At 43.8% G+C, this 24,954-nt stretch carries 33 protein-coding genes and 1 tRNA gene; all 34 read right to left on the reverse strand.

The genetic code is table 11. The features are described from left to right. Positions 1-4: 4 nt before the first annotated feature. On the reverse strand, positions 5-184 hold the full coding sequence (gene rpmD, locus AAC052_RS13515; RefSeq protein WP_151997959.1) for a 50S ribosomal protein L30: 180 nt from the start codon (positions 182-184) through the stop codon (positions 5-7). A gap of 5 nt (positions 185-189) precedes the next feature. After that, positions 190-708 carry a 30S ribosomal protein S5 gene (gene rpsE / locus AAC052_RS13520; RefSeq protein WP_151997958.1) on the reverse strand — a complete coding sequence of 173 codons (519 nt, stop codon included), beginning with the start codon at positions 706-708 and terminating at the stop codon, positions 190-192. Between the two features lie 6 nt (positions 709-714). Then, on the reverse strand, positions 715-1,065 hold the full coding sequence (rplR, locus tag AAC052_RS13525; RefSeq protein ID WP_151997957.1) for a 50S ribosomal protein L18: 351 nt from the start codon (positions 1,063-1,065) through the stop codon (positions 715-717). A gap of 5 nt (positions 1,066-1,070) precedes the next feature. Further along, positions 1,071-1,625, reverse strand: a complete 555-nt coding sequence (rplF, locus tag AAC052_RS13530) for a 50S ribosomal protein L6 (protein WP_151997956.1) — start codon at positions 1,623-1,625, stop codon at positions 1,071-1,073. A gap of 12 nt (positions 1,626-1,637) precedes the next feature. Further along, positions 1,638-2,036, reverse strand: a complete 399-nt coding sequence (gene rpsH, locus AAC052_RS13535) for a 30S ribosomal protein S8 (RefSeq protein WP_151997955.1) — start codon at positions 2,034-2,036, stop codon at positions 1,638-1,640. Positions 2,037-2,120: 84 nt separating this feature from the next. Further along, a complete protein-coding gene (rpsN, locus tag AAC052_RS13540) occupies positions 2,121-2,390 on the reverse strand; it encodes a 30S ribosomal protein S14 (RefSeq protein ID WP_151997954.1) in 270 nt (89 codons plus the stop codon). 1 nt (position 2,391) lies between these two features. Continuing rightward, on the reverse strand, positions 2,392-2,946 hold the full coding sequence (rplE, locus tag AAC052_RS13545) for a 50S ribosomal protein L5 (protein ID WP_151997953.1): 555 nt from the start codon (positions 2,944-2,946) through the stop codon (positions 2,392-2,394). Next, the gene (rplX, locus tag AAC052_RS13550; protein ID WP_317487964.1) at positions 2,939-3,283 is read right to left on the reverse strand and encodes a 50S ribosomal protein L24; all 345 of its coding nucleotides are present in this window, start codon (positions 3,281-3,283) and stop codon (positions 2,939-2,941) included. Before rplX ends, rplE begins: the two co-directional genes overlap by 8 nt. A 3-nt stretch (positions 3,284-3,286) precedes the next feature. After that, complete coding sequence (gene rplN, locus AAC052_RS13555) at positions 3,287-3,655, reverse strand: 50S ribosomal protein L14 (protein WP_151997951.1); 369 nt, start codon at positions 3,653-3,655, stop codon at positions 3,287-3,289. Position 3,656: 1 nt separating this feature from the next. Then, positions 3,657-3,914, reverse strand: coding sequence for a 30S ribosomal protein S17 (gene rpsQ, locus AAC052_RS13560; protein WP_317487965.1), 258 nt, complete (start codon positions 3,912-3,914; stop codon positions 3,657-3,659). A gap of 7 nt (positions 3,915-3,921) precedes the next feature. After that, positions 3,922-4,116, reverse strand: coding sequence for a 50S ribosomal protein L29 (rpmC, locus tag AAC052_RS13565; protein ID WP_151997949.1), 195 nt, complete (start codon positions 4,114-4,116; stop codon positions 3,922-3,924). Beyond that, entirely contained in the window at positions 4,113-4,538 is a 426-nt protein-coding gene (gene rplP / locus AAC052_RS13570; RefSeq protein ID WP_151997948.1) for a 50S ribosomal protein L16, read from the reverse strand. The genes rpmC and rplP overlap by 4 nt, the downstream gene beginning before the upstream one ends. 22 nt (positions 4,539-4,560) lie before the next feature. Beyond that, complete coding sequence (gene rpsC / locus AAC052_RS13575) at positions 4,561-5,328, reverse strand: 30S ribosomal protein S3 (protein ID WP_151997947.1); 768 nt, start codon at positions 5,326-5,328, stop codon at positions 4,561-4,563. Positions 5,329-5,333: 5 nt separating this feature from the next. After that, positions 5,334-5,726 (reverse strand): 50S ribosomal protein L22, encoded by a 393-nt coding sequence (gene rplV, locus AAC052_RS13580; RefSeq protein ID WP_317487966.1) that lies wholly within the window; start codon positions 5,724-5,726, stop codon positions 5,334-5,336. 4 nt (positions 5,727-5,730) lie between these two features. Continuing rightward, entirely contained in the window at positions 5,731-6,009 is a 279-nt protein-coding gene (gene rpsS, locus AAC052_RS13585) for a 30S ribosomal protein S19 (protein ID WP_151997945.1), read from the reverse strand. Between the two features lie 3 nt (positions 6,010-6,012). After that, positions 6,013-6,837, reverse strand: coding sequence for a 50S ribosomal protein L2 (gene rplB, locus AAC052_RS13590; RefSeq protein ID WP_317487967.1), 825 nt, complete (start codon positions 6,835-6,837; stop codon positions 6,013-6,015). 12 nt (positions 6,838-6,849) lie between these two features. Beyond that, the gene (rplW, locus tag AAC052_RS13595) at positions 6,850-7,137 is read right to left on the reverse strand and encodes a 50S ribosomal protein L23 (protein ID WP_317487968.1); all 288 of its coding nucleotides are present in this window, start codon (positions 7,135-7,137) and stop codon (positions 6,850-6,852) included. Between the two features lie 5 nt (positions 7,138-7,142). Further along, a complete protein-coding gene (gene rplD / locus AAC052_RS13600) occupies positions 7,143-7,769 on the reverse strand; it encodes a 50S ribosomal protein L4 (protein WP_151997942.1) in 627 nt (208 codons plus the stop codon). Between the two features lies 1 nt (position 7,770). Continuing rightward, the gene (rplC, locus tag AAC052_RS13605) at positions 7,771-8,403 is read right to left on the reverse strand and encodes a 50S ribosomal protein L3 (RefSeq protein ID WP_151997941.1); all 633 of its coding nucleotides are present in this window, start codon (positions 8,401-8,403) and stop codon (positions 7,771-7,773) included. 183 nt (positions 8,404-8,586) lie between these two features. Then, complete coding sequence (gene rpsJ / locus AAC052_RS13610; RefSeq protein ID WP_151997940.1) at positions 8,587-8,892, reverse strand: 30S ribosomal protein S10; 306 nt, start codon at positions 8,890-8,892, stop codon at positions 8,587-8,589. A 7-nt stretch (positions 8,893-8,899) separates the two neighbouring features. Beyond that, positions 8,900-11,008, reverse strand: coding sequence for an elongation factor G (gene fusA, locus AAC052_RS13615; RefSeq protein WP_317487969.1), 2,109 nt, complete (start codon positions 11,006-11,008; stop codon positions 8,900-8,902). 13 nt (positions 11,009-11,021) lie between these two features. Continuing rightward, positions 11,022-11,489 (reverse strand): 30S ribosomal protein S7, encoded by a 468-nt coding sequence (gene rpsG / locus AAC052_RS13620; protein ID WP_151997938.1) that lies wholly within the window; start codon positions 11,487-11,489, stop codon positions 11,022-11,024. 9 nt (positions 11,490-11,498) lie between these two features. Further along, positions 11,499-11,876, reverse strand: coding sequence for a 30S ribosomal protein S12 (gene rpsL, locus AAC052_RS13625; protein WP_151997937.1), 378 nt, complete (start codon positions 11,874-11,876; stop codon positions 11,499-11,501). Between the two features lie 94 nt (positions 11,877-11,970). Next, positions 11,971-12,300 carry a DUF3467 domain-containing protein gene (locus tag AAC052_RS13630; protein WP_151997936.1) on the reverse strand — a complete coding sequence of 110 codons (330 nt, stop codon included), beginning with the start codon at positions 12,298-12,300 and terminating at the stop codon, positions 11,971-11,973. Between the two features lie 6 nt (positions 12,301-12,306). Continuing rightward, positions 12,307-16,629 (reverse strand): DNA-directed RNA polymerase subunit beta', encoded by a 4,323-nt coding sequence (gene rpoC, locus AAC052_RS13635; protein WP_317487970.1) that lies wholly within the window; start codon positions 16,627-16,629, stop codon positions 12,307-12,309. Between the two features lie 46 nt (positions 16,630-16,675). Further along, the gene (rpoB, locus tag AAC052_RS13640; protein ID WP_317487971.1) at positions 16,676-20,542 is read right to left on the reverse strand and encodes a DNA-directed RNA polymerase subunit beta; all 3,867 of its coding nucleotides are present in this window, start codon (positions 20,540-20,542) and stop codon (positions 16,676-16,678) included. A 144-nt stretch (positions 20,543-20,686) separates the two neighbouring features. Then, positions 20,687-21,073: a 50S ribosomal protein L7/L12 gene (gene rplL, locus AAC052_RS13645; protein WP_151997933.1), complete on the reverse strand. Its 387-nt coding sequence runs from the start codon at positions 21,071-21,073 to the stop codon at positions 20,687-20,689. 33 nt (positions 21,074-21,106) lie between these two features. Then, positions 21,107-21,640: a 50S ribosomal protein L10 gene (gene rplJ, locus AAC052_RS13650; RefSeq protein WP_317487972.1), complete on the reverse strand. Its 534-nt coding sequence runs from the start codon at positions 21,638-21,640 to the stop codon at positions 21,107-21,109. A gap of 2 nt (positions 21,641-21,642) precedes the next feature. Further along, positions 21,643-22,341, reverse strand: coding sequence for a 50S ribosomal protein L1 (gene rplA / locus AAC052_RS13655; RefSeq protein WP_339813901.1), 699 nt, complete (start codon positions 22,339-22,341; stop codon positions 21,643-21,645). A gap of 10 nt (positions 22,342-22,351) precedes the next feature. Beyond that, positions 22,352-22,795 (reverse strand): 50S ribosomal protein L11, encoded by a 444-nt coding sequence (gene rplK / locus AAC052_RS13660; RefSeq protein ID WP_151997930.1) that lies wholly within the window; start codon positions 22,793-22,795, stop codon positions 22,352-22,354. Between the two features lie 4 nt (positions 22,796-22,799). Further along, positions 22,800-23,351: a transcription termination/antitermination protein NusG gene (gene nusG / locus AAC052_RS13665; protein ID WP_151997929.1), complete on the reverse strand. Its 552-nt coding sequence runs from the start codon at positions 23,349-23,351 to the stop codon at positions 22,800-22,802. A gap of 24 nt (positions 23,352-23,375) precedes the next feature. Next, a complete protein-coding gene (secE, locus tag AAC052_RS13670) occupies positions 23,376-23,567 on the reverse strand; it encodes a preprotein translocase subunit SecE (protein WP_151997928.1) in 192 nt (63 codons plus the stop codon). Between the two features lie 21 nt (positions 23,568-23,588). Further along, positions 23,589-23,659 (reverse strand) — tRNA-Trp (locus AAC052_RS13675). Between the two features lie 105 nt (positions 23,660-23,764). Beyond that, positions 23,765-24,952, reverse strand: a complete 1,188-nt coding sequence (gene tuf / locus AAC052_RS13680) for an elongation factor Tu (protein ID WP_317487974.1) — start codon at positions 24,950-24,952, stop codon at positions 23,765-23,767. Between the last annotated feature and the right edge of the window lie 2 nt (positions 24,953-24,954).

Raw genomic sequence — 24,954 nt, forward strand, 5'->3', positions numbered from 1 at the left:
AATCTTAAAGAGCTTTAACTTCAACTAAATGAGTAACCTTAGCAATCATTCCTGCGATCTGAGGAGTAAGTTCCTTTTCTACAGAACGATTTATTTTTGCAAGGCCCAAAGCCTTAATTGTCGCCTTTTGAACTGCAGGACGACCTATTGTGCTTCTTATCTGTGTAATCTGAACTTTTGCCATCAGAATTATCCTTTGTAAACTTTTTCTAGTTCGACACCTCTTTGGTCAGCCACGGTGAACGCATCACGCATTTTTGTCAGAGCGTCAAAAGTTGCTTTTACCACGTTGTGTGGGTTTGACGAACCTTTTGACTTAGCCAAACAATCGTGAACGCCTGCACTCTCCAATACCGCACGCATCGCACCACCGGCAATTACACCTGTACCAGGTGCAGCTGGCTTAATCAAAACCCTGCCGCCGCTGAACTTACCGTTCGATTCGTGTGGAAGCGTTCCTTTCAATATCGGAACCTTAACAAGGTTCTTTTTAGCATCGTCGATACCTTTAGTGATTGCATCGGTTACTTCATTGGCTTTACCCAATCCGTAGCCTACCACTCCATTGCCATCACCTACTACTACGATAGCTGAAAAGCTAAAACGACGTCCACCCTTCACTACTTTCGCTACCCTGTTAATGGCAACTACTCGTTCTTTAAGATCTATTTCGGACGCTTTTACCGATTTTACGTTTGACTGTGTCATGTTCAATTAGAATTTAAGACCACCTTCTCTGGCTCCTTCAGCAAGTGCTTTTACACGTCCATGGTATGGGTAACCACCACGATCAAAAACACAAGTTGCCAAGCCGCTTTCCTTAGCCTTTTCAGCAATTTTCTTCCCAACCAATTTAGAAACATCATTGTTGATCTTTCCCTTCTGACCCACATCTTCTGAAGAAGATGCTGCGAGTGTGTGACCACTCAGGTCATCAATTAGTTGAGCATATATTCCCTTGTTGCTTTTGAAAACCGAAAGCCTGGGTCTGTCAGAAGTTCCGCTAATCTTGTTACGGATTCCTCTTTTTATTCTTAATCTTCTGTCTCCTTTACTGGTGGCCATCTTAATTATTTTTTAGCAGCAGTTTTACCAGCTTTTCTACGAACTTGCTCTCCCACAAAGCGAACACCTTTACCTTTGTAAGGCTCTACTTTTCTTAGTGATCTGATCTTGGCAGCAACTTGTCCAATAAGCTGTTTATCGATACTTTCTAGACTTATCGTTGGATTCTTACCTTTTGGAGTTTCAGTGTTCAACTTAACTTCATCTGGCAGAGCCAAAAATATATTGTGAGAGTAGCCAAGGTTTAATTCAAGAACGTTTCCCTGATGTGAGGCTTTATAACCTACACCTACCAGCTCCAGCTCTGCTTTGTAACCATTACTTACTCCCTCAACCATATTAGCGATCAAAGACCTGTACAAACCGTGCATAGCTTTATGACGCTTTTGTTCAGTTGGTCTTTCAACAACCAATTCTGATCCCTCCAATTTAACCTGGATGTCAGGATCTATATCTTGTGTTAACTGGCCTTTAGGTCCTTTAACCGTAACAACAGTTTTATCTATTGAAATGGTTACCCCGGCAGGCACAGTTACTGGTTTCTTTCCTATTCTTGACATGACATCAATATCTTAATAAACGTAACAAAGTACTTCTCCACCAATATTCTGTGTCCTGGCCTCTTTGTCTGTCATTACACCTCGTGAGGTTGAAATGATAGCTACACCCAAGCCATTAAGAACACGAGGAATTTTTTCAACGTGAGCATACTTACGCAAACCAGGCTTACTTATTCTCTCAAGAGATAAAATGGCGTTTTTCTTCGTAACAGCATTGTATTTCAACGCTATCTTGATAACACCTTGCTTATCATCTTCAACGAACTTGAAGTTCTGGATATATCCCTTATCCATTAGAACCTTGGTGATCTCCTTCTTGATGTTAGAAGCAGGAACCTCAACGATTCTGTGATTTGCTTTTATTGCATTTCTAACTCGTGTTAGATAATCTGCTATAGGATCTGTAACCATACAGTAAAATAATTAAGCCCTTTTTAACAGGGCTGCAAAGGTATAAATTATTTTCTTTCTTAACAATATGCCTTGGGCAAATAATTACCAGCTTGACTTGGTCACGCCTGGTATTTTACCATCAGAAGCCATCTCACGAAATGTTACACGAGAAATACCAAACTTCCTCATATATCCTTTTGGACGCCCCGTCAATTTACAACGGTTGTGAAGACGTACCGGAGAAGCGTTCTTGGGCAACTTATCCAGGCCGATGTAATCACCTGCTTCTTTAAGTGCCTTTCTTTTAGCAGCATACTTTGCTACCAAATGCTCTCTTTTTCTCTCCCGTGCTTTAACTGATTCTTTAGCCATGTTATTTATTTTTTGATGCGAATGGCATTCCAAATGCCTTCAGCAATTCATAACTCTCCTCATCACTATTTGCAGTAGTAACAAACGTGATATCCATACCAGATATCTTATTGATTTTGTCAATACTGATTTCAGGGAAAATGATCTGCTCCTTCACCCCTAATGTGTAGTTCCCTCTGCCGTCGAACCCACTGTCCTTGATACCTTTGAAGTCACGAACCCTTGGAAGGGCAATTGACATCAAACGGTCAAGAAACTCATACATCTTATCACCACGAAGCGTTACTCTCGCTCCGATTGGCATCCCTTCACGCAATTTGAAGTTAGATATAGATGTTTTGGCTTTGGTAGGAACTGCCTTCTGACCAGTGATAGTAGTAAGCTCTTCAACTCCTACATCCACAAGTTTCTTGTCAGCTACAGCTGCGCCAATACCCTTGTTTACTGTGATTTTGGTCAGTTTAGGAACCTGCATGATAGACTTGTACTGGAATTTCTCCATCAAGGCTTTCATGATCTCCTCCTGGTACTTCGTTTTTAATCTAGGACTAGCCATTGTTAATTACCTCCCCAGTTTTCTTTGCGTATCTTTGAAGCTTGCCGTTCTTGTCTTCTTTTCTCCCAACTCTCGTTGCATTTCCTGTTGACGGATCCACCACCATCAGGTTGCTCAAATGAATAGGAGCCTCTTTCTTTTCGATCCCGCCATTTGGGTTCTGAGCAGAAGGCTTTACGTGCTTCGTAATAATATTACATCCTTCAATAAAGGCCTTGCTATCGCCAGGCACTACTTCCAGCACCTTGCCAGTTTTTCCTCTACTGTTGCCGGCGATCACTTTTACAGTGTCACCCTTGCGGACATGTAGCTTATTAGGCTTTGAATTAGTTTTCATATGTTATAGTACTTCAGGCGCCAATGAAACGATTTTCATGAATTGTTTTTCACGAAGCTCTCTGGCAACAGGTCCGAAAATACGAGTTCCTCTTGGTTCGTCATTACCCGTCAATAACACAGCTGCGTTATCTTCAAATCTGATGTATGAACCATCTTTTCTTCTGATTTCCTTCTTGGTGCGTACAATGACGGCCTTGGAAACAGTACCTTTCTTCAAACTGCTTGAAGAAATGGAAGACTTAACGCTCACTACAATCTTATCTCCGATTGAAGCGTAACGCTTACCCGTTCCACCTAGCACACGTATACAAAGTACCTCTTTGGCACCGCTATTATCTGCAACAGATAACCTGGATTCCTGCTGTATCATCTTATTTTGCTCTTTCGATAATTTCTACCAATCTCCAACGCTTCCTTTTACTCATAGGTCTCGTTTCTGCTATGCGTACAGTATCACCAATGCCACACTCATCTTTCTCATCGTGTGCCAAAAACTTGGTTGTTTTACCTATGAACTTTCCATAGATAGGGTGCTTCACCTTACGAGAAACTGCCACCGTGATAGACTTATTCATCTTATCACTAACAACCTTTCCTGTTTTCTCTTTACGTAGATTTCTGGTCTCCATACTCCAATTATTTTGATAGCTCTCTTGAGTGTAGCTCGGTTTGAATCCTGGCAACAACCCTACGGTTGTGGCGGATCCTCATCGGATTTTCAACAGGAGTAACAGCATGGGCGAACTTCAACTTTTGAAGGCTCTCTTTCTCTGCTGCGAGTCGTGCGTTTAGCTCCTCTACAGAAAGCGACTTTAGCTCTGAATTTTTCATTGTATTGCAGCGTAATCTCTTCTGACAATAAATTTAGTTTTTATAGGAAGCTTCTGAGCCGCTAATCTTAGCGCTTCTTTAGCTGTCTCGATGGGCACACCACCAGCTTCGAACATAATAGTTCCTGGCTTTACGATGGCCACCCAGTACTCAGGTGCACCTTTACCTTTACCCATACGTACTTCTGCGGGCTTTTTGGTAATAGGCTTGTCGGGGAATATGCGGATCCAAACCTGACCCTCCCTTTTCATTGCCCTTGTAACGGCGATCCTCGATGCTTCAATCTGGCGTGAGGTAATAAAACCAGATTCCAATGACTTCAATCCAAAAGTTCCGAAAGAAAGTGTATGACCCCTTTGGGCAATACCTTTTACTCTTCCTTTTTGTTGCTTCCTGAATTTAGTTCTTTTAGGCTGTAACATTTGTCAGCTAATTAACTAGTTATTATTTTCTTTTACGTTTAGGAGCGCCGTCGCCGGGTCCACCTCTTCTTCTACCACCTCCATCACGTCTGTTGCCAGGGCCTCCACCAGAGTTACCACTGTTGGCGTCGTTTGTTATTCCTACGTTAGGGGAAAGGTCTCTTTTTCCGAACACCTCACCTTTGAATATCCAAACCTTGATGCCAATCTTACCGTAAACAGTCTGCGCTTCAGAAATTGCATAGTCAATATCAGCACGAAGTGTGTGTAGAGGAATTCTACCCTCCTTGTACATTTCAGTACGTGCCATTTCAGCACCGCCCAAACGTCCTGATACCTTTATCTTAATTCCCTGAGCTCCCACTCTCATTGCAGAAGCAATCGCTTGCTTCATGGCTCTTCTGTAAGAAATACGAGCCTGCAACTGTTGAGCAATTGACTCACCTACCAGAAGTGAATCAAGCTCTGGTCTTTTAATTTCGAATATATTTATCTGGATATCTTTTCCAGTTATCTTCTTCAGCTCTTCTTTGATCTTGTCGACTTCAGAACCACCTTTTCCAATAACAACGCCAGGACGAGCAGTGTGGATAGTAAGCGTTATCCGCTTAAGCGTACGCTCGATAACTATCTTAGCGATTCCACCCTTGGGAATCCTTGCAGTTATGTATTTTCTGATTTTGGTGTCTTCTACCAATTTGTCAGCAAAAGTTTTGCCTCCAAACCAGCTTGAATCCCATCCTTTAATGACTCCGAGTCTAAAACCGACTGGGTTTACCTTCTGTCCCATGCGTTTTACTTTTCTGTGTTTTCGGTTGCTTTTGTTTCAGGCGCTGTTGCCGCAGGTGCCAGGCTGTCCACAACCAATGTTACGTGGTTTGAACGCTTTCTTATCCTGTGAGCTCTACCCTGTGGTGCTGGTCTCAGTCTTTTCAACATCCGACCTGAATCAACAGATACGGCCTTCACATACAAATCAGCTTCCTCAAGTTTGGCATCTTCGTTGCCCTGCTGCCAGTTGGCAATAGCAGACAACAACAGTTTCTCCAAACGTGCAGCAGGATGCTTTGATTCATGCTTAAGTATAGTCAAAGCCTTATTTACACGTACGCCTCTGATAAGATCAACAACCAATCTCATTTTTCGTGGAGAGGTAGGAACGTTCTTCAACTTAGCTACTGCTTCCATATCCTTATCTTTTACCTTTATCTTTTTTGGCGATGTGACCCCTGAAATTCCTGGTTGGTGCAAATTCACCTAGCTTGTGACCCACCATGTTTTCAGTAACATACACTGGTATAAACTTGTTTCCGTTGTGAACCGCAAAGGTATGGCCAACGAAATCTGGTGAGATCATAGATCTTCTTGACCATGTTTTGATTACCGACTTCTTGCCAGCCTCGTTCATGGTTTCCACCTTGTTCTCCAGTCTGAAATCTATATATGGGCCTTTCTTAAGAGATCTAGCCATTACTTATTTCTTTTTATTAGAGATGATTAACTTATCAGAATACTTGTTCGGGCGACGTGTTTTCTTTCCTTTCGCCAACAGACCATTTCTAGATCTTGGATGACCACCAGAAGCTCTACCTTCACCACCACCCATCGGGTGATCGACAGGGTTCATTACAACACCACGAACTCTTGGGCGTCTTCCCAACCATCTGTTACGGCCAGCCTTACCAAGCACGACGTTCATGTGTTCGCCGTTAGATGCAGTTCCGACTGTTGCCATGCAGACTGCCAACACCATCCTCATCTCACCAGAAGGCAATTTGATAGTGGCATACTTTCCTTCACGGGCCAATAGTTGACCGTAAGCCCCAGCACTTCTTGCCATAGCTGCGCCCTTACCAGGCTTCAGTTCGATAGCATGAATGATTGTACCAAGAGGAATTTTCGACATTGGCAAGGCATTGCCTACTTCCGGAGCTACTGACTCCCCTGAAAACAAGGTTTGTCCTACCTGAATACCTTCAGGTGCCAGGATGTATCTTTTTTCGCCGTCAGCGTAAGCCAACAAAGCTATGAAAGCTGTTCTGTTTGGATCGTATTCGATTGACTTTACGGTAGCAGGAATATCATGCTTGTCACGCTTGAAATCAATCATACGGTACTTCTGCTTATGACCACCACCTAAGTAGCGCATAGTCATGCGACCTCCGGCGTTTCTGCCACCACTTTTCTTTCTGCTTGCCACCAATGACTTTTCAGGCACATTGGTTGTAATCATAGAATAGTCAGGCGCCATTCTGAAACGCTGGCCTGGTGTAATCGGTCTTAATTTTTTTACTGCCATTTTCCCGTTCCTTTATATTCCTGCGTAAAAATCAATTACTTCACCTTCGGCAACGGTCACAATGGCCTTCTTGTAGGCATCAGTTCTGCCTTCAAGCACACGTGACTTTGTATACCTGGTTTTTCTCTTTCCCTGATAGACCATGGTGTTGATATTTTCAACCTTCACACCATACATTTTCTCTATCTCCTTCTTTATCTCTACCTTATTGGCACCCTTCTTCACAACAAAGCCATACTTGCCTTTCTCGTTCATAGAAGACACCTTTTCAGTAACCAAGGGTTTTACTAATACGCTCATGGTCTTTAATTAAGAGTGTTTTCAACTGTTTGAATAGAGCTCTCAACGAAAACTACGTGATCAGCATGAAGCAGATCGTAGGTAGTAACGTCAGCTGCAAGGGCGACCTTTGATCTCTCCAGGTTCCTGCCTGACAAAACAATGTTTTTGTCTACTGCAGGCAACACCACAAGGGTCTTCTTATCAGCAAGCGCCAAAACTTCAAGCATCTTTATGAAGTCTTTTGTTTTAGGAGCGCTGAAAGTGAAATCTTCTATAACAGAAATCGATTCGCCTTTGGCCTTATAAGTCAATGCAGACTTACGGGCAAGTGCTTTTACTTTCTTGTTTAGCTTAAATCCGTACGTTCTGGGTCTTGGTCCGAATATACGACCACCACCAACAAAGACGGGCGATTTGATGCTACCTGCACGGGCAGTACCTGTTCCCTTTTGTTTCTTTATCTTTCTGGTTGACCCAGAAACTTCGTTACGCTCTTTAGACTTGTGAGTGCCCTGTCTCTGATTAGCTAGAAACTGCTTTACATCTAAATAGATAGCATGGTCATTAGGCTCGATTGCAAATACAGCATCTGAGAGACTAACTTTCCTTCCGGTGTCTTCACCGGTATATTTTTTTACAACTAGTTCCATGTTACTTCTCTAGGATTACGTATGAGTTCTTAGCACCTGGAACGGAGCCACTGACTACAATTAAATTCTTCTCCGGCATGATCTTCATGATCTGAAGGTTAATCACCTTCACTCTGTCACCACCTGTTCTTCCGGCCATTCTAATGCCTTTGAAAACCCTTGATGGAAACGAACATGCACCGATGGAACCGGGAGCACGAAGTCTGTTGTGCTGACCGTGAGTTGCCTCGCCAACACCAGCGAAACCGTGGCGCTTAACAACACCCTGGAAGCCTTTTCCTTTTGATGTTCCGATTGCATCAAGAAACTCGGCCTCTTTGAATACTTCGCCGACCATGATCTTGTCCCCTATCTTCACCTGGCCTTCGAATTCCTCACGGAAGTCACGAAACTCAACTACCTTCTTTTTAGGAGTAGTTTTAGCCTTAGCAAAGTGGCCTTTAAGGGCCTTAGGAGTGTTCTTATCCTTCCGTTCGTCATAAGACAACTGGATAGCCTTGTAGCCATCAGTAGCCTCATTCTTCACTTGGGTAACAACGCAGGGACCAGCCTCTATCACCGTGCATGCAACGTTACGTCCATCGGCACCGTAGATACTAGTCATTCCAATTTTTTTTCCAATAATTCCTGACATCGTATTGGTTATAAGTTCTTTATCAACGTTTTCGGCGTTTATCCGCCAAAAAGGACTGCAAAGATAGTAATTTGCTCTGTCCTACAAAACTGTTAACTCTAAATTTTTAAAATATCTATGCACAAAAAAAGAACCAATAACTCTGATCATTATTGGTTCTTTACGAAACAATACTATTAAAGGTCAGACCTTAATTTCAACGTCGACACCGCTTGGCAATTCAAGCTTCATCAAAGCGTCTACTGTTTTTGTACTGTTTGAATAAATATCTACCAGGCGCTTGTAAGTACAAAGCTGGAATTGCTCTCTTGACTTCTTGTTCACGTGGGGTGAACGAAGCACAGTAAAGATTTCCTTTTCTGTAGGCAACGGAATTGGACCGCTAACTATAGCACCTGTCGTCTTTACGGCTCTTACGATCTTTTCAGATGACTTGTCAACTAAATTGTGGTCGTAAGACTTAAGTTTGATTCTTATTTTCTGTGTCATGATTTTCTTATTTGGCAGCTGCACCTTTAGTTTTTGTAATCACGGCGTCGGCTATATTCTGAGGCACCTGATCATAATGTGCGAATGTCAAAGAGGCAGTCGCTCTTCCTGAACTCATTGTACGAAGATCAGTTACGTAGCCGAAAAGTTCCGAAAGAGGAACATCTGCTTTGATTACAGACGAAGTACCTTTGGTATCCATACCTTTCATGATACCTCTCCTTCTGTTCAAGTCACCTGTCAAAGGGCCTGTATACTCATCAGGAGTAACTACTTCAACAGCCATTATCGGCTCAAGCAATACTGGCTTAGCCTTTCTTGCGGCTTCTCTGAAACCAATTCTTGCTGCCATTTCAAATGAAAGTGCGTCAGAATCCACATCGTGGAACGATCCGTGGAATAGCCTCACCTTCATTGTATCGATAGGGTATCCAGCCAGCGGGCCGTTTTTCATCGAGTCAGCAAAACCTTTCTGCACGGCTGGGATGAATTCTCTTGGAATTACACCACCCACAATAGCATTTACAAACTGCAGGCCGTCAGCTGCGTGATCTTCATCTTTTGGCCCAAGCTCAAACACAATATCCGCAAATTTACCACGACCACCGGTCTGCTTCTTATAGACCTCCTTGTGCTCAACTGTGGCTCTAAGTGCTTCTTTGTAAGCCACCTGAGGAGCACCCTGATTAATTTCAACCTTAAATTCTCTCTTGAGACGGTCGATGATGATTTCAAGGTGGAGCTCGCCCATACCTCTAAGGATTGTTTGACCTGTTTCCTCGTCGGTATTTACCTGAAGGGTTGGATCTTCCTCAATAAGTTTGGCAATGGCCATTCCGAGTTTATCAACGTCTGCCTGAGTTTTAGGCTCAATGGCATAGCCAATAACCGGCTCAGGGAACACCATAGACTCAAGCACTATCTTGTGCTTTTCATCACAAAGTGTGTCACCAGTTTTAATATCTTTGAACCCAACTACAGCGCCAATATCACCAGCGTGAAGCCTTTCGATTTGGTTCTGCTTGTTGGCGTGCATCTGGAATATTCTGGATATCCTCTCTTTGTTACCCGACCTCGTATTGTAAACATAAGAACCAGACTCAAGCATGCCCGAGTAAGACCTTACAAAACACAGGCGGCCTACAAAAGGGTCAGTAGCAATTTTAAACGCCAAGCCCGCAAAAGGTTCTGAAACAGCAGGTTTTCTTGAAACCTCAGCATCGGTATCGGGGTTGATCCCTTTAATGCTTTCTCTGTCCATCGGTGAAGGAAGAAGTTCCATCACATAGTTAAGCATTGTCTGAACGCCTTTATTCTTGAAAGCAGATCCGCAAAGCATTGGCACAAAAGCCAAGTCTACAGTAGCAGCTCTAAGTGCCTTTACAACTTCGTCTCTTGTAATAGACTCAGGATCTTCAAAATACTTTTCTAACAAAGATTCGTCGTACTCAGCAACTGCCTCTAGCAAATGCTCTCTGTACTCCTTCACTTCATCCTTCATATCTTCAGGAATCGGCACTTCGCTAAATGTCATTCCGAAGTCATCCTCGTTCCACACCATGGCGATGTTTTCAACAAGGTCGACAACACCTTTGAATTTCTCCTCAGATCCGATAGGCAACTGAAGCGGAACTGCTTTAGTACCCAATCTTTCTTTCACTTGCTTACAAACGGCAAGGAAGTCGGCGCCGGAGCGATCCATTTTGTTGACGAATCCAAGACGGGCAACTTTGTAATTGTCAGCCAGGCGCCAGTTAGTTTCTGACTGAGGCTCAACACCATCAACCGCACTAAACAAAAACACCAAACCGTCCAATACCCTCAAAGACCTGTTTACTTCCACAGTGAAATCCACGTGGCCAGGGGTGTCTATAATGTTAATGTGATAATCGTCTCCTTTATATTTCCAGAAAACAGTAGTAGCAGCGGAAGTAATAGTAATACCCCTCTCCTGCTCTTGCTCCATCCAGTCCATAGTGGCAGCACCATCATGAACTTCTCCTATTTTATGGTTGACACCTGTATAAAAGAGTATACGCTCTGTTGTTGTTGTTTTACCAGCATCAATATGAGCAGCAATACCAATGTTACGGGTGAATCTAAGATCTCTTGCCATTACGCCTTTTCAATTAAAATCTAAAGTGGGAGAAAGCTTTATTTGCATCAGCCATACGGTGAGTATCATCCTTTTTCTTCACAGCAGCGCCTTCGCCTTTGGAAGCAGCGATGATTTCGCCGGCCAATTTATCAGTCATAGTTTTTTCACCACGAGTTCTGGCGTATTTAATAAGCCACTTAATTCCCAAAGAGACCTTTCTCTCTGGACGTACCTCCAAAGGAACCTGAAAAGTAGCACCACCTACACGGCGGCTTTTTACTTCAACAGCAGGAGTTACGTTGTTAAGCGCCTTTTTCCACACTTCAAGACCATCTTCGCTTGTCTTCTTACTAACAGCCTCAATGGCGTCGTAGAAAATGGAATAAGAAACGCTTTTCTTCCCGCTAAGCATTAAATTATTCACAAATTTGGTTACCAAAGTATCCCCAAACTTAGGGTCAGGGAGGATGTATCTTTTCTTAGGTTTTGCCTTTCTCATTGCGATTAATTATTTCTTTTTAGGTCTCTTAGCACCATACTTAGAACGACTCTGGAGTCTTCCTGTTACTCCAGCGGTATCAAGGGCACCTCTAACGATGTGATACCTTACACCAGGAAGGTCTTTTACTCTACCACCTCTGATAAGCACAATTGAGTGCTCCTGAAGGTTGTGACCTTCACCAGGTATGTAGGCGTTCACTTCCTTACTGTTGGTAAGACGAACCCTGGCTACTTTACGCATGGCAGAGTTTGGCTTTTTAGGAGTGGTAGTGTAAACCCTTGTGCACACGCCTCTTCTTTGAGGACATGAATCAAGAGCAGGTGACTTGGATTTCCATGTCACGGCCGTTCTACCTTTTCTTACTAATTGCTGTATAGTGGGCATTTAGACTGTATTTTTCTGTGTTCCAAAAAATGGAACGCAAAGATATGGATTTATAATTTTTAGTGCAAAGAATTGATGGCGAATAATTATTCAACTATGCTTCACCAACTGTGCCTCCAAAATTCATTGGAAACTTGGGTAGCTCATTGGTTGTTTTAATTGTGCCAAAGGTATCTTCGTATTTTCGGACATTTTCCTCCAAAGCAGCCAGGAGACGCCTGGCATGCTCTGGAGTAATGACAATTCTCGATTTAACCTTTGCCTTTGGTACACCAGGCATCAGTCTTATAAAATCTATAACGAATTCACTATTTGAGTGAGCAATCATGGCTAGGTTAGCATAAACGCCTTCAGCAATCTCTTCTGAAAGCTCTATGTTAATCTGATTAGGATTCTTTTTAGGGTCCTTTTCTTCTTTTGCCATAACTACTTACTTGCTGACCTCGAAAGATCTTTCCTCAGTTTGTTGCTCTCTGTCTCTATCCCTAGCGGTCAGTGCCTCGTATTCTTCCTTGGAACCAACCACGTCCCTTTGGAAATTACGTCTTCCTGTACCGGCTGGAATCAGATGGCCTACGATTACGTTTTCCTTAAGCCCCTTCAGGTGATCGGCCTTGCCTCGGATAGAGGCTTCGCTCAATACTTTGGTAGTCTCCTGGAAAGAAGCAGCTGATATGAAACTTTCTGTATCCAACGACGCCTGGGTAATCCCTTGAAGCGATGGCTTGGAAACAGCAGGTTCAGCGCTACGTACTTCGACGATCTTAAGGTCACGTCTCTTCAGGCTGGAATTCTCATCTCTCAGCCTGCGAGAAGAAATGATTTGACCTGGCTTAAGATTCTCCGAATCACCAGCGTCCATCACTACTTTCTTGTCAAGAATGTTATCGTTCTCCTCACGGAAAGCAAACTTGTCGCAAGTTTGTCCAGGTAGGAAACTAGTGTCTCCCGGATCCAGAATCACAACTTTCTGCATCATTTGGCTCACTATGGCCTCAATATGCTTATCGTTGATCTTCACACCCTGCAGACGATATACTTCCTGTATTTCGTTTACAAGATACTCCTGAACAGCTGTAGGTCCTTTGATAGAAAGAATATCTGCAGGTGTAATGGCACCATCAGACAAGGCATCGCCAGCTCTCACAAAGTCGTTGTCCTGAACAAGGATGTGCTTGGAAAGTGAAACCAGGTAACGCTTCTTCACTCCGTCCTTAGACTCGATGTAGATTTCACGGTTACCACGCTTGATGCCTCCATAAGTTACCACACCGTCGATCTCACTCACCACAGCCGGGTTGGAAGGGTTACGTGCTTCAAACAATTCCGTTACCCTTGGCAGACCACCGGTGATATCTCTTGACTTAGAAGTCATACGAGGTATCTTAGACAGAATCTGTCCAGCTTTCACCTTCTGGCCTTTTTCAACCGCCAAGTGAGCGCCTACCGGAATGTTATAACCTTTCGACTCGTCTCCCTTTCCATTGACAACAATGGCAGGGTTCTTCGTCTTATCTTTTGTATCAATGATTACTTTCTCTCTGTGACCTGTTTGCTCATCAGACTCCTCTTTGAAAGTAATGCCTTCTTCAATAGCATCGAAATCGATAGTACCATCGAATTCTGAGAGAATTACAGCATTATAAGGATCCCAGAAACAAAGCTCCTGGCCTTTTTCTATCTTCTCTCCGTCTTTCACCTTAAGGAATGCACCATAAGGAACGTGGTTACTGATGAATATTTTATCAGATTTCGGATCCTTTATTTTCATTTCACCGGAACGCCCCATCACCACATTGATGCTTTCTCCTTCATCATTGGTAGTTTTCACTGAACGTAGCCCTTCGAATTCAACGATACCGTCAAACTTAGCCCTTATGCTGGCATCCACTGCAATGTTGGACGCCGTACCACCCACGTGGAAGGTACGTAGTGTCAACTGTGTACCAGGCTCACCAATCGACTGAGCGGCGATTACGCCAACAGCCTCCCCTATCTCTACCATGCGGCCAGAGGCAAGGTTGCGACCGTAACACTTGGCACAAGCTCCCAGGCGGGTCTCGCAAGTAAGCACTGAGCGAATTTCTACTTCTTCAATGCTGGTAGCATCAATTCTGGCTGCCAACTCCTCAGTTACTTCATCACCTGCTGACACGATAAGTTCATCAGTGATCGGATCAAATACATCATGTACTGTCACCCGACCAAGAATTCTCTCAGATAAAGGCTCCACTACATCTTCGTTATCTTTCAAGGCAGTAACAACGATACCTCTCAGTGTGCCACAGTCGTCTTCATTGATCACGACATCCTGCGCCACGTCCACGAGACGACGGGTAAGGTAGCCCGCATCAGCCGTTTTAAGGGCAGTATCGGCAAGACCCTTACGAGCACCGTGGGTAGAGATAAAGTACTCGATTACGTCCAGACCTTCCTTAAAGTTAGAAAGAATCGGGTTTTCGATGATTTCACCAACAGAACCCTGAAGGTTCTTTTGGGGCTTAGCCATCAAACCACGCATACCACCTAGCTGCCGAATCTGCTCACGAGATCCACGAGCACCTGAGTGCATCATCATGTAGATCGAGTTGAATCCCTGATCGTCTTCTTCCAGTTGCTTAAGAAGTGTGCCTGTCAACTGAGAGTTGATACGAGTCCAGATGTCAATTACCTGGTTGTAACGTTCGTTATCTGTGATAAGACCCATCAGGTAGTTATTCCAAACCACGTCTACTTCTGCTTTCGCAGTTTCGATCATCGTTTCCTTCTCCTCAGGAATCTTGATATCATTCAAACCGATAGACAGACCACCGATGTATGCAGACTTAAAGCCAAGCTCTTTGATATCATCAAGGAACTTAGCAGTTCTCGCCATACCAGTGATTTTGAACACGGTACCGATGATCAACTGTAGTTTCTTCTTGGTCAGAAGCTCATCCACATAGCCGACTTCTTCAGGAACGTTCTGGTTGAAAATAACTCGTCCAGCTACTGTTTCGATGATTTTGGTTTCAAGCTCATTGTTCTCGTTAAGAACTTTTGTTCTCACTTTGATATAGGCATGCTTCGAAAGTCTCTCCTCGTTTATAGCGATGATAACTTCTTCGGCATTATAAAAGGTTCTACCTTCTCCCATTACAGGATGATCCTTGGTAGACTTCCGGCCTTTGGTGATGTAGTACAGACCCAATACCATGTCCTGAGAAGGCACCGCAATAGGAGCACCATTGGCAGGGTTCATAATATTGTGAGAAGCAAGCATCAGCGTTGACGCCTCAAGAATTGCTTCGTGGCCAAGTGGCACGTGAACGGCCATTTGGTCACCGTCAAAGTCAGCGTTGAAGGCAGTACAAACCAGCGGGTGAAGCTGAATCGCTTTTCCTTCTATCAACTTAGGCTGGAAGGCCTGTATACCTAACCTGTGCAGCGTTGGAGCACGGTTAAGGAGCACAGGATGTCCTTTCAATACGTTTTCAAGAATATCCCAAACAACCGGATCCTTACGATCGACGATTTTCTTGGCAGACTTAACAGTCTTTACAATACCTCTTTCAATCAGTTTCCTGATAATGAATGGTTTGAAAAGCTCAGCAGCCATATCCTTAGGCAGACCGCACTCATGCATTTTCAACTCCGGCCCTACCACAATTACTGAACGACCAGAGTAGTCAACCCTTTTACCGAGAAGGTTTTGACGGAAACGGCCCTGCTTTCCTTTCAGCATGTCTGAAAGTGACTTCAAAGCTCTATTACCATCCGAACGCACAGCGTTCACTTTTCTTGAGTTGTCAAATAATGAGTCAACCGCTTCCTGAAGCATTCTCTTCTCGTTACGAAGGATTACTTCCGGTGCTTTGATATCAATAAGTCTCTTCAGACGATTGTTTCTGATGATTACCCTTCTGTACAAGTCGTTCAAGTCAGAAGTAGCGAATCTACCACCATCCAACGGAACCAAAGGACGCAATTCAGGTGGAATAACCGGCACCATACGGATCACCATCCACTCTGGGCGGTTTTCAATACGGGTGCGAGCATCTCTGAATGCTTCAACCACTTTCAGCCTTTTTAAGGCTTCCGCCTTACGCTGCTGAGAAGTATCGGTTGATGCCTGGTGGCGAAGATCGTATGAAAGTGAGTCAAGCTCAATTCTTGAAAGAAGCATTTCCAATCCTTCCGCACCCATCTTAGCGATGAACTTATTAGGATCAGAATCGTCAAGACTTTGGTTCTCTCTAGGAATTTTATCGAGAATATCGAGGTATTCGTCTTCTGTAAGGAAGTCGAGGTAGTTGATACCATCCTCAGCTTTCAAACCTGGCTGAATAACTACATATCTCTCATAATAGATGATCTGATCCAGCTTTTTGGTCGGAAGACCAAGCAGATAACCGATCTTATTTGGAAGAGAGCGGAAATACCAGATATGAGCAACAGGCACTACCAGTTCAATATGGCCCATGCGCTCACGGCGTACTTTCTTCTCTGTTACCTCTACACCACAGCGGTCGCAGATAATCCCTTTATAACGTATTCTTTTATACTTACCACAGTGACATTCCCAGTCTTTTACAGGTCCGAAAATTCTTTCGCAGAAAAGACCACCCATTTCAGGCTTATAGGTTCTATAGTTGATGGTTTCGGGTTGTGTAACCTCACCATGAGAGCTCTCCAGAATAGATTCAGGAGACGCCAAACTAATAGTAACCTTAGAGAAGTCGCTTGTAATTTTCTTATTTTTTCTGAACGCCATAATGTTATTTATATATGGTTGAGGGGCCTAAGCCCCTTGGGATTTTTTAGTCAAGAGTGATTTCAAGTGCCAAACCACGGAGTTCGTGAACCAATACGTTGAATGATTCCGGAATTCCAGGCTTCTGCATGTTCTCACCTTTCACTATCGCCTCATATGCTTTGGCACGGCCAACAACATCATCGGACTTAATGGTAAGGATTTCCTGAAGGATGTTGGATGCACCAAATGCTTCAAGTGCCCAAACTTCCATTTCACCAAATCGCTGACCACCAAACTGTGCCTTACCACCAAGCGGCTGCTGGGTAATAAGAGAGTAAGGTCCGATTGAACGAGCGTGCATTTTGTCATCAACGAGGTGACCAAGTTTCAGCACATAAATCACACCGACTGTAACAGGCTGATCGAAACGAACACCGGTAAGACCATCGGTCAGGTAAGTTCTACCAAAATCAGGCAAACCTGCCTCCTTCAACTCTGCTGCTACCTGCTCCATTGAAGCGCCGTCAAAAATTGGAGTGGCATACTTGCGACCCAACTTCAAACCTGCCCAACCAAGTACAGTTTCGTATATCTGACCAATGTTCATACGAGAAGGTACACCCAGTGGGTTAAGAACCACGTCAACTGGTGTTCCGTCCTCTGTAAACGGCATATCCTCTTCACGAACGATCTTTGCAACCACCCCTTTGTTACCGTGACGACCGGCCATTTTATCACCTACTTTCAGCTTACGCTTCTTAGCCACGTAAACCTTGGCAAGCTGAACGATGCCAGCAGGCAGTTCATCACCAACCTCAAGAGTGAATCTTGCTCTCTTGAAATCACCGGCAACTTCATTCCTTGCCTTCATGTAGTTCTTGACCAGCTTTACGATGTTCTCATTTACATGAGCATCTGTTGTCCAGTTATCAAGATTTACATCGGAAATCAGGTTAGCCTCCTCGGGAACGTTGTAGTTACTTTCGTCTCTGTAAACGTTCTTAGGTGGGAACAGATTCTCATCGATGTTACGACCATTGAATTTCACCCCTTTGGAGATCAATTCATCACCGAACTTATGCTTAACACCTTGCGACGTCTTGCCTTCAAGAAGCGTAGTCAGTTTCTTCACCATTCGGTTACGAAGCTCAAGAAGTTGATTGGAATACTTACTCTTAAGTACTTCCACTTCTTTCTTAGACTTGCTTCTAAGGTCTTTGTCCTTCTTGGGGCGAGAGAATAACTTGGTGTCAATAACAACACCTCTTAGCGATGGTGAAGCTTTCAAAGAAGCATCTTTCACATCACCAGCTTTGTCGCCGAAGATTGCTCTAAGGAGTTTCTCTTCAGGAGTTGGATCTGTTTCTCCCTTAGGTGTGATCTTACCAATAAGGATATCGCCTTCTTTTACGTCTGCACCAATCCTGATAATACCGTTTTCGTCAAGGTTTTTAACAGCCTCTTCGCTAACGTTAGGGATTTCAGAAGTAAGTTCTTCCTCACCACGTTTCGTGTCTCTTACTTCCAACTCAAACTCTTCAATGTGAATAGAAGTGAATATATCGTCACGAACTACTTTCTCAGAGATTACAATTGCATCCTCGAAGTTGTATCCCTGCCATGGCATGAATGCCACCTGAAGGTTTCGACCAAGAGCCAACTCGCCCTGTTCTGTCGCAAATCCTTCGCAGAGTATCTGACCAGTGACCACCTTCTGCCCTTTGAAAACAATAGGCTTCAGGTTGATACAAGTGTCCTGGTTAGTTCTTCTGAACTTTATAAGGTTGTATTCTACGTTTTCGTTGTCGAAGCTGATTAGTTCGCCCTCGTCGTCTCTATCGTATCTAACAACTATTTTCTTAGCATCTACAAAAACAACCTCGCCATTTCCTTCGGCTGTCACCAGCGTTCTTGAGTCTTTTGCAATTCTTCCTTCGAGTCCGGTACCAACAATTGGAGCCTGTGGACGAAGAAGTGGAACTGCCTGGCGTTGCATGTTTGATCCCATCAAAGCACGGTTTGCATCATCATGCTCAAGGAATGGAATCATTGACGCCGCAACAGAAACAATCTGGTTAGGAGCAATGTCCATGTACTTCAGCGTAGGTGGTTCCACAACAGGGAAGTCACCTTCAAAACGAGCCTTTACTTTGTCGTTCAGATACTTACCCTTGTCATCAATTGGCGCATTGGCCTGGGCAATATAATGCGTATCTTCTTCCTCGGCTGTAAGGTAGAACACGTCGTTTCCAACGATACCCCCCTCTACCATCCGGTAAGGCGTCTCGATGAATCCCATGCTGTTTACTTTCGCATGCACACACAAGGAAGAGATAAGACCAATGTTTGGTCCTTCCGGTGTTTCAATGGTACAAAGGCGACCGTAGTGAGTATAGTGTACGTCACGAACCTCGAAACCGGCACGCTCTCTTGACAAACCGCCTGGCCCGAGGGCAGACATCCTTCTTTTGTGAGTGATCTCAGCAAGAGGATTGGTTTGGTCCATAAACTGCGAAAGCTGATTGGTACCAAAGAACGAGTTGATAACTGAAGACAGCGTTCTGGCGTTGATCAAATCAACAGGCTTGAAGTCCTCATTGTCACGCACGTTCATTCTTTCCTTGATGGTACGGGCCATACGGGCCAAACCAACAGAGAACTGGCTGTACAACTGCTCACCTACCGTTCTAACACGACGATTAGAAAGGTGGTCAATATCATCAACTACAGCTTTGGAGTTGATCAATCCGATCAGGTACTTCACAATCCTAACAATGTCCTCGGTTGTTAACACCCGAACGTCGAAAGATATATCGAGACCTAGTTTCTTGTTGATTCTGTAACGACCTACTTCACCAAGGTCATAACGCTTGTCACTGAAGAACAAACTCTGGATAATATCTCTGGCTGTTTGTTCATCAGGCGCCTCTGTATTTCTAAGCTGGCGATAGATTTGCTCCACTGCTTCTTTCTCAGAGTTAGAATTATCCTTCTGAAGCGTGTTATATATAATAGCGTAATCTGTCACGTTCACATCTTCCCTGTGCAGGATGATCGACTTAGTGCCGGACTCCAATATCGTGTCAAGGTCTTCTTCTCCTATGATAGAATCTCTTTCGAGAACAATCTCATTTCTGTCGATAGAAACAACCTCACCTGTATCTTCATCCACAAAGTCCTCCGTCCAGGTACGTAGCACCCTGGCGGCCAACTTTCTGCCGACAATTTTCTTCAGGTTCTTCTGATTGGCTTCGACTTCTTCAGACAGACCGAAAAGGTCCAGAATGTCTTTATCAGTACCGTATCCAATGGCTCTCAAAAGAGTGGTCACCGGGAACTTCTTTTTCCTGTCAATGTAAGAGTACATGACGTTATTCACGTCAGTGGCAAACTCTATCCAGGAACCTTTAAAAGGTATGATCCTGGCAGAATAAAGCTTGGTACCGTTAGTGTGCTTACTCTGAGCAAAGAAAACGCCTGGTGATCTGTGAAGCTGAGAAACGATAACACGCTCAGCACCATTGATCACGAAGGAGCCTTTCTCCGTCATGTAAGGAATATTTCCAAGGAAAACCTCTTGCTCAATCGTCTCGAAGTCCTCATTGTCTGCATCGTTGCAGGAAAGTCTTAATTTCGCTTTAAGCGGAACCGAATAGGTAAGACCTCTGTCGATACTCTCGTCTACAGAATACTTTGGAGGATCTACAGTATAGTCAATGAATTCAAGAACGAAATTCTCTCTTGAGTCAGAAATAGGGAAGTTTTCAGCGAATACTTTGAAAAGTCCTTCCTGGATTCTCTTTTCTGCAGGCGTCTCCAATTGGAAAAAGTCTTTGAAAGACTGGAGTTGCACATCAAGAAAATCAGGATAATCTATTACTGGCTTAATGGAAGAGAAATTGATTCTTTCGGATGTCTTTTTATTAGCCAAAGCTTTAAAGATTTAGTTCTTAATAGAAGGATAAACCCTGTTGTAAATTTCTTCCTGTAGCTAAATTAGCACAAACAGGAAAAGACCTGACGCACTAGCCAGGTCTATTATCTTGGAGCCACCACCTAAAAGTGGCAAAGTAAATTATTTCAATTCTACTTCAGCTCCAGCTTCTTCCAGTTGCTTCTTAAGGGCTTCAGCCTCATCTTTAGCAACGCCTTCTTTCACTGCCTTAGGAGCACCATCAACTAGTTCTTTAGCTTCTTTCAAGCCAAGTCCAGTAAGGTCCTTCACAAGCTTAACAACTGCAAGCTTAGCAGCTCCCGCTGACTTAAGGATAACATCAAATGAGTTCTTCTCTTCTGCAGCGGCGTCTCCACCACCTGCAGCAGCACCACCTGCAACTGCTACCGGAGCTGCAGCAGCGGCTGGCTCAATGCCATACTCATCTTTAAGAATTGCCGCAAGTTCGTTAACTTCTTTTACAGAAAGATTAACCAGTTGCTCTGCGAATGCTTTCAAATCTGCCATTTTTGAAAATAATTAAATTGTTTCTACGTTCGTTTATGATTCTTTTTCTGACAGGGTCTTTACGATACCTGCCAGTTTGTGCTGACCACTCTGAAGAGCGCCAATCACGTTTTTGGCCGGAGATTGGAGCAATCCAATTACCTCTCCGATCAGTTCGGACTTAGACTTCAAGCTAATAAGCATGTCAAGATGCTGTTCGCCGATGAATAAATCCTTTTCTATGGAAGCAGCCTTTAATTTAGGTCGACTCTCTTTATCAGCTTTTTTGAAGTCTTTGATAAGTTTTGCAGGAGCCTTTGCGTCTTCTTTTGAGAAAAGAACGCCTGAAAATCCTTTCAAAGCTGTGTCATTGAGTGGTGAAAAATCACCTTCAAGTGACTCGAGTGCCTTTCTGATAAGTGAATTCTTGATTACACGGTATTCAACGCCGCTATCAAAGCACTTACCTCTGAAGTTGTTCACTTCAGCAACGGAAAGACCGGAAGCATCAGTAATATAGAAGTGACCATTGTTGGAAAACTTCTCTTTCAGCTCTTCAATGAGCACTGCCTTATCTTCTCTTGTCATGATTAAATCCCTCCTATCGTATTTTTATCAATAGTGATGCCTGCACTCATGGTGCTTGAAAGGTGGATACTTTTGAAGTACGTGCCTTTAGAAGAACTTGGCTTCAACCGAGCAATAGTCTGGATCATCTCCATCGCATTGTCCCTGATCTGATCGGCTGGGAAAGACACCTTGCCAATGCTGGCATGGATGATACCGGTTTTGTCAACTTTAAAGTCGATTTTACCAGCTTTCACTTCCTTTACCGCTTTTCCAACATCCAAAGTAACGGTACCTGATTTAGGGTTAGGCATCAAACCACGTGGTCCCAGCACTCTTCCCAATTTACCCACTTTAGCCATCACGGTTGGCATGGTAACGATTACATCGATATCAGTCCAACCACCTTCAATTTTCTTAATGTAGTCATCAAGACCAACGAAGTCGGCACCTGCGTCCTTTGCTTCCTGCTCTTTGTCAGGCGTGCAAAGCACCAATACCTTTACCTCTTTACCGATACCATGTGGCAGGGCAACTACGCCTCTTACCATTTGGTCAGCCTTACGAGGGTCTACTCCAAGTCTGATGTCGAGATCAACAGAAGCATCGAACTTAGTGAAGGTGATGTCCTTTACCAGTTTGGCAGCGTCATCAACGCCATACTCCTTGCTGGCATCTATTTTGGCCGCAACGGCCTTTTGATTCTTAGTAAGCTTTGCCATTTCTCTCTGATTAATTATCCCAAGGAGCAGCTCCTGTTACCCTAACACCCATGCTTCTTGCAGTACCGGCTACCATTTTCATAGCAGACTCTACGGTAAATGCGTTTAGGTCAGGCATCTTAGTTTCAGCAATTTGCTTTACCTGATCCCATGTAACTGATCCTACTTTGTCCCTGTTGGGTTCAGCAGATCCCTTCTTAACCTTTGAAGCCTCCATTATCAACACTGGCGCAGGAGGCGTCTTGATTACAAAGTCAAAAGATTTGTCGGTATAGATGGTTACTAATACCGGAAGAACCATACCTTGCTTTTCCTGCGTTCTAGCATTAAACTGCTTGCAGAACTCCATTATGTTAAGACCCTTGCTACCTAAAGCCGGACCAATCGGGGGTGCAGGGTTGGCTTGTCCACCACGCACTTGAAGTTTCAAGTACCCGCTAATTTCTTTAGCCATTTTATTAATCCTGTTTTTCTACCTGGAAATAATTCAATTCAACTGGTGTGTTCCGGCCAAATATTTTCACCATCACATTAAGCTTTCTTCTTTCTTCGAATACTTCCTCAACCGTTCCTGTGAAACCACTAAATGGCCCATCCATCACCTTCACTATTTCACCTACTATAAAAGGTGTATCTAATTTCTCTTCGGCTTCATCCATTTCGTCTACTTTTCCAAGTATCCGGTTCACTTCATTCTGCCTTAGAGGTACTGGTGCTTTCGTTTTGTCTCTGGAACCCAGAAACCCTATTACACCAGGGATATTCGTTATTGTGTGAAGTATTTCTCCATGCGAAAGGTCGGCGGCGATGATGATGTAACCGGGAAAAAAGTTACGCTCTCTTACTCGCTTTTTACCATTACGCATTTCGTATACTTTCTCGGACGGAATTAAAACCTGAGGAATCGTTTCCTCCAGATTTTGTCTGGTAATCTCAGTCTCCAGGTAGGTCTTGACTTTCTTCTCCTGCCCGCTTACCGCTCTTACCACGTACCAATTAATTTCTCCCATCCTTCACTATATTTATACTGCCTATTAAAAGGCGTTATAAAACCATTTCAATGCGTTTTCAAACGCCAAATCTACAACACCGATGAACAAAGCAAATATTAGTGATGCCACCAACACCAGCACGGAGCTACCCTGAAGTTCAGAGTATTTAGGCCAAGTTACCTTGGTCCTCATCTCGTCATAAGACTCCTTTACGAACGCAACCAGTTTATTCATATATTCTTCCGGTTTTTATAGCACGGGTGGAGAGATTCGAACTCCCATCAACGGTTTTGGAGACCGCTATTCTACCCTTGAACTACACCCGTTTAACGAATGCAGCCCGAAAAACGGACTGCAAAGGTATGATAATGTTTTATTATATGCAAATGCGTTTCACCATTAAGATGAAACGCATTCAGCTATTTAAAAACTTAGTCAAGAATTTCAGTCACCTGACCAGAACCAACGGTTCTGCCACCTTCTCTGATGGCGAATCTTAGACCTTTCTCAAGAGCAACCGGGTTAAGCAATTTCACCTCGATAGTGATGTTATCACCTGGCATTACCATTTCTACGTTTGCAGGAAGAGTAATCTCACCAGTTACGTCAGTAGTTCTCAAGTAGAACTGAGGTCTGTATCTGTTGAAGAAAGGAGTGTGACGTCCACCTTCTTCTTTAGAAAGAACGTAAACTTCGGCCTTGAAGTGAGCGTGAGGCTTCACAGAACCTGGCTTACAGATGATCATACCACGACGGATTTGAGACTTCTCAATACCTCTAAGTAGCAGACCTACGTTGTCACCAGCTTCACCTCTATCCAAAATCTTACGGAACATCTCAACACCAGTGATGGTAGACTTAAGACCTTCAGCACCCATACCAATGATGTCAACTGCATCACCTGTGTTGGTTACACCTCTTTCAATTCTACCAGTGGCAACTGTACCACGACCAGTAATTGAGAACACGTCTTCAACAGGCATAAGGAAATCCTTGTCGATCGCTCTTTCAGGAAGTGGAATGTGCTCATCAACAGCGTTCATAAGCTCTTCTACTTTAGCTACCCACTTAGCTTCACCGTTAAGTGCGCCTAGAGCCGATCCCTGAATAACAGGAATAGTATCGCCTGGGAAGTCGTAGTAAGTAAGAAGCTCTCTGATTTCCATTTCAACAAGCTCAAGAAGTTCTGGATCATCTACCAAATCGACTTTGTTCATGAAAACCACAAGCGCAGGAACACCTACCTGACGAGAAAGAAGGATGTGCTCTCTAGTTTGAGGCATTGGTCCGTCAGTCGCAGCCACTACGATGATCGCTCCGTCCATTTGCGCAGCACCAGTAACCATGTTCTTCACATAGTCAGCGTGACCAGGACAATCCACGTGAGCGTAGTGTCTCTTTTCAGTTTGGTACTCGATGTGCGAAGTATTGATAGTAATACCTCTTTCTTTTTCTTCTGGAGCGTTATCGATCGCTGAGAAGTCTTTAATTTCGGCCAGTCCTTTACCCGCAAGAACTGCAGAAATAGCAGCCGTCAAAGTGGTTTTACCGTGGTCAACGTGACCGATGGTGCCAATATTTACGTGCGGTTTAGAACGATCAAAGTTTGCTTTTGCCATAT

Origin of the sequence: uncultured Imperialibacter sp. (assembly GCF_963974565.1) — a bacterium.
GTDB lineage: Bacteria > Bacteroidota > Bacteroidia > Cytophagales > Cyclobacteriaceae > Imperialibacter > Imperialibacter roseus.

Excerpts from the sequence above, each read along its gene's own strand:
- rpmD (WP_151997959.1), bottom strand. The coding sequence starts at position 184 with ATGGCAAAAGTTCAGATTACACAGATAAGAAGCACAATAGGTCGTCCT.
- rpsE (WP_151997958.1), bottom strand. The coding sequence starts at position 708 with ATGACACAGTCAAACGTAAAATCGGTAAAAGCGTCCGAAATAGATCTT.
- rplR (WP_151997957.1), bottom strand. The coding sequence starts at position 1,065 with ATGGCCACCAGTAAAGGAGACAGAAGATTAAGAATAAAAAGAGGAATC.
- rplF (WP_151997956.1), bottom strand. The coding sequence starts at position 1,625 with ATGTCAAGAATAGGAAAGAAACCAGTAACTGTGCCTGCCGGGGTAACC.
- rpsH (WP_151997955.1), bottom strand. The coding sequence starts at position 2,036 with ATGGTTACAGATCCTATAGCAGATTATCTAACACGAGTTAGAAATGCA.
- rpsN (WP_151997954.1), bottom strand. The coding sequence starts at position 2,390 with ATGGCTAAAGAATCAGTTAAAGCACGGGAGAGAAAAAGAGAGCATTTG.
- rplE (WP_151997953.1), bottom strand. The coding sequence starts at position 2,946 with ATGGCTAGTCCTAGATTAAAAACGAAGTACCAGGAGGAGATCATGAAA.
- rplX (WP_317487964.1), bottom strand. The coding sequence starts at position 3,283 with ATGAAAACTAATTCAAAGCCTAATAAGCTACATGTCCGCAAGGGTGAC.
- rplN (WP_151997951.1), bottom strand. The coding sequence starts at position 3,655 with ATGATACAGCAGGAATCCAGGTTATCTGTTGCAGATAATAGCGGTGCC.
- rpsQ (WP_317487965.1), bottom strand. The coding sequence starts at position 3,914 with ATGGAGACCAGAAATCTACGTAAAGAGAAAACAGGAAAGGTTGTTAGT.
- rpmC (WP_151997949.1), bottom strand. The coding sequence starts at position 4,116 with ATGAAAAATTCAGAGCTAAAGTCGCTTTCTGTAGAGGAGCTAAACGCA.
- rplP (WP_151997948.1), bottom strand. The coding sequence starts at position 4,538 with ATGTTACAGCCTAAAAGAACTAAATTCAGGAAGCAACAAAAAGGAAGA.
- rpsC (WP_151997947.1), bottom strand. The coding sequence starts at position 5,328 with ATGGGACAGAAGGTAAACCCAGTCGGTTTTAGACTCGGAGTCATTAAA.
- rplV (WP_317487966.1), bottom strand. The coding sequence starts at position 5,726 with ATGGAAGCAGTAGCTAAGTTGAAGAACGTTCCTACCTCTCCACGAAAA.
- rpsS (WP_151997945.1), bottom strand. The coding sequence starts at position 6,009 with ATGGCTAGATCTCTTAAGAAAGGCCCATATATAGATTTCAGACTGGAG.
- rplB (WP_317487967.1), bottom strand. The coding sequence starts at position 6,837 with ATGGCAGTAAAAAAATTAAGACCGATTACACCAGGCCAGCGTTTCAGA.
- rplW (WP_317487968.1), bottom strand. The coding sequence starts at position 7,137 with ATGAGCGTATTAGTAAAACCCTTGGTTACTGAAAAGGTGTCTTCTATG.
- rplD (WP_151997942.1), bottom strand. The coding sequence starts at position 7,769 with ATGGAACTAGTTGTAAAAAAATATACCGGTGAAGACACCGGAAGGAAA.
- rplC (WP_151997941.1), bottom strand. The coding sequence starts at position 8,403 with ATGTCAGGAATTATTGGAAAAAAAATTGGAATGACTAGTATCTACGGT.
- rpsJ (WP_151997940.1), bottom strand. The coding sequence starts at position 8,892 with ATGACACAGAAAATAAGAATCAAACTTAAGTCTTACGACCACAATTTA.
- fusA (WP_317487969.1), bottom strand. The coding sequence starts at position 11,008 with ATGGCAAGAGATCTTAGATTCACCCGTAACATTGGTATTGCTGCTCAT.
- rpsG (WP_151997938.1), bottom strand. The coding sequence starts at position 11,489 with ATGAGAAAGGCAAAACCTAAGAAAAGATACATCCTCCCTGACCCTAAG.
- rpsL (WP_151997937.1), bottom strand. The coding sequence starts at position 11,876 with ATGCCCACTATACAGCAATTAGTAAGAAAAGGTAGAACGGCCGTGACA.
- AAC052_RS13630 (WP_151997936.1), bottom strand. The coding sequence starts at position 12,300 with ATGGCAAAAGAAGAAAAGGACCCTAAAAAGAATCCTAATCAGATTAAC.
- rpoC (WP_317487970.1), bottom strand. The coding sequence starts at position 16,629 with ATGGCGTTCAGAAAAAATAAGAAAATTACAAGCGACTTCTCTAAGGTT.
- rplL (WP_151997933.1), bottom strand. The coding sequence starts at position 21,073 with ATGGCAGATTTGAAAGCATTCGCAGAGCAACTGGTTAATCTTTCTGTA.
- rplJ (WP_317487972.1), bottom strand. The coding sequence starts at position 21,640 with ATGACAAGAGAAGATAAGGCAGTGCTCATTGAAGAGCTGAAAGAGAAG.
- rplA (WP_339813901.1), bottom strand. The coding sequence starts at position 22,341 with ATGGCAAAGCTTACTAAGAATCAAAAGGCCGTTGCGGCCAAAATAGAT.
- rplK (WP_151997930.1), bottom strand. The coding sequence starts at position 22,795 with ATGGCTAAAGAAATTAGCGGGTACTTGAAACTTCAAGTGCGTGGTGGA.
- nusG (WP_151997929.1), bottom strand. The coding sequence starts at position 23,351 with ATGGGAGAAATTAATTGGTACGTGGTAAGAGCGGTAAGCGGGCAGGAG.
- secE (WP_151997928.1), bottom strand. The coding sequence starts at position 23,567 with ATGAATAAACTGGTTGCGTTCGTAAAGGAGTCTTATGACGAGATGAGG.
- tuf (WP_317487974.1), bottom strand. The coding sequence starts at position 24,952 with ATGGCAAAAGCAAACTTTGATCGTTCTAAACCGCACGTAAATATTGGC.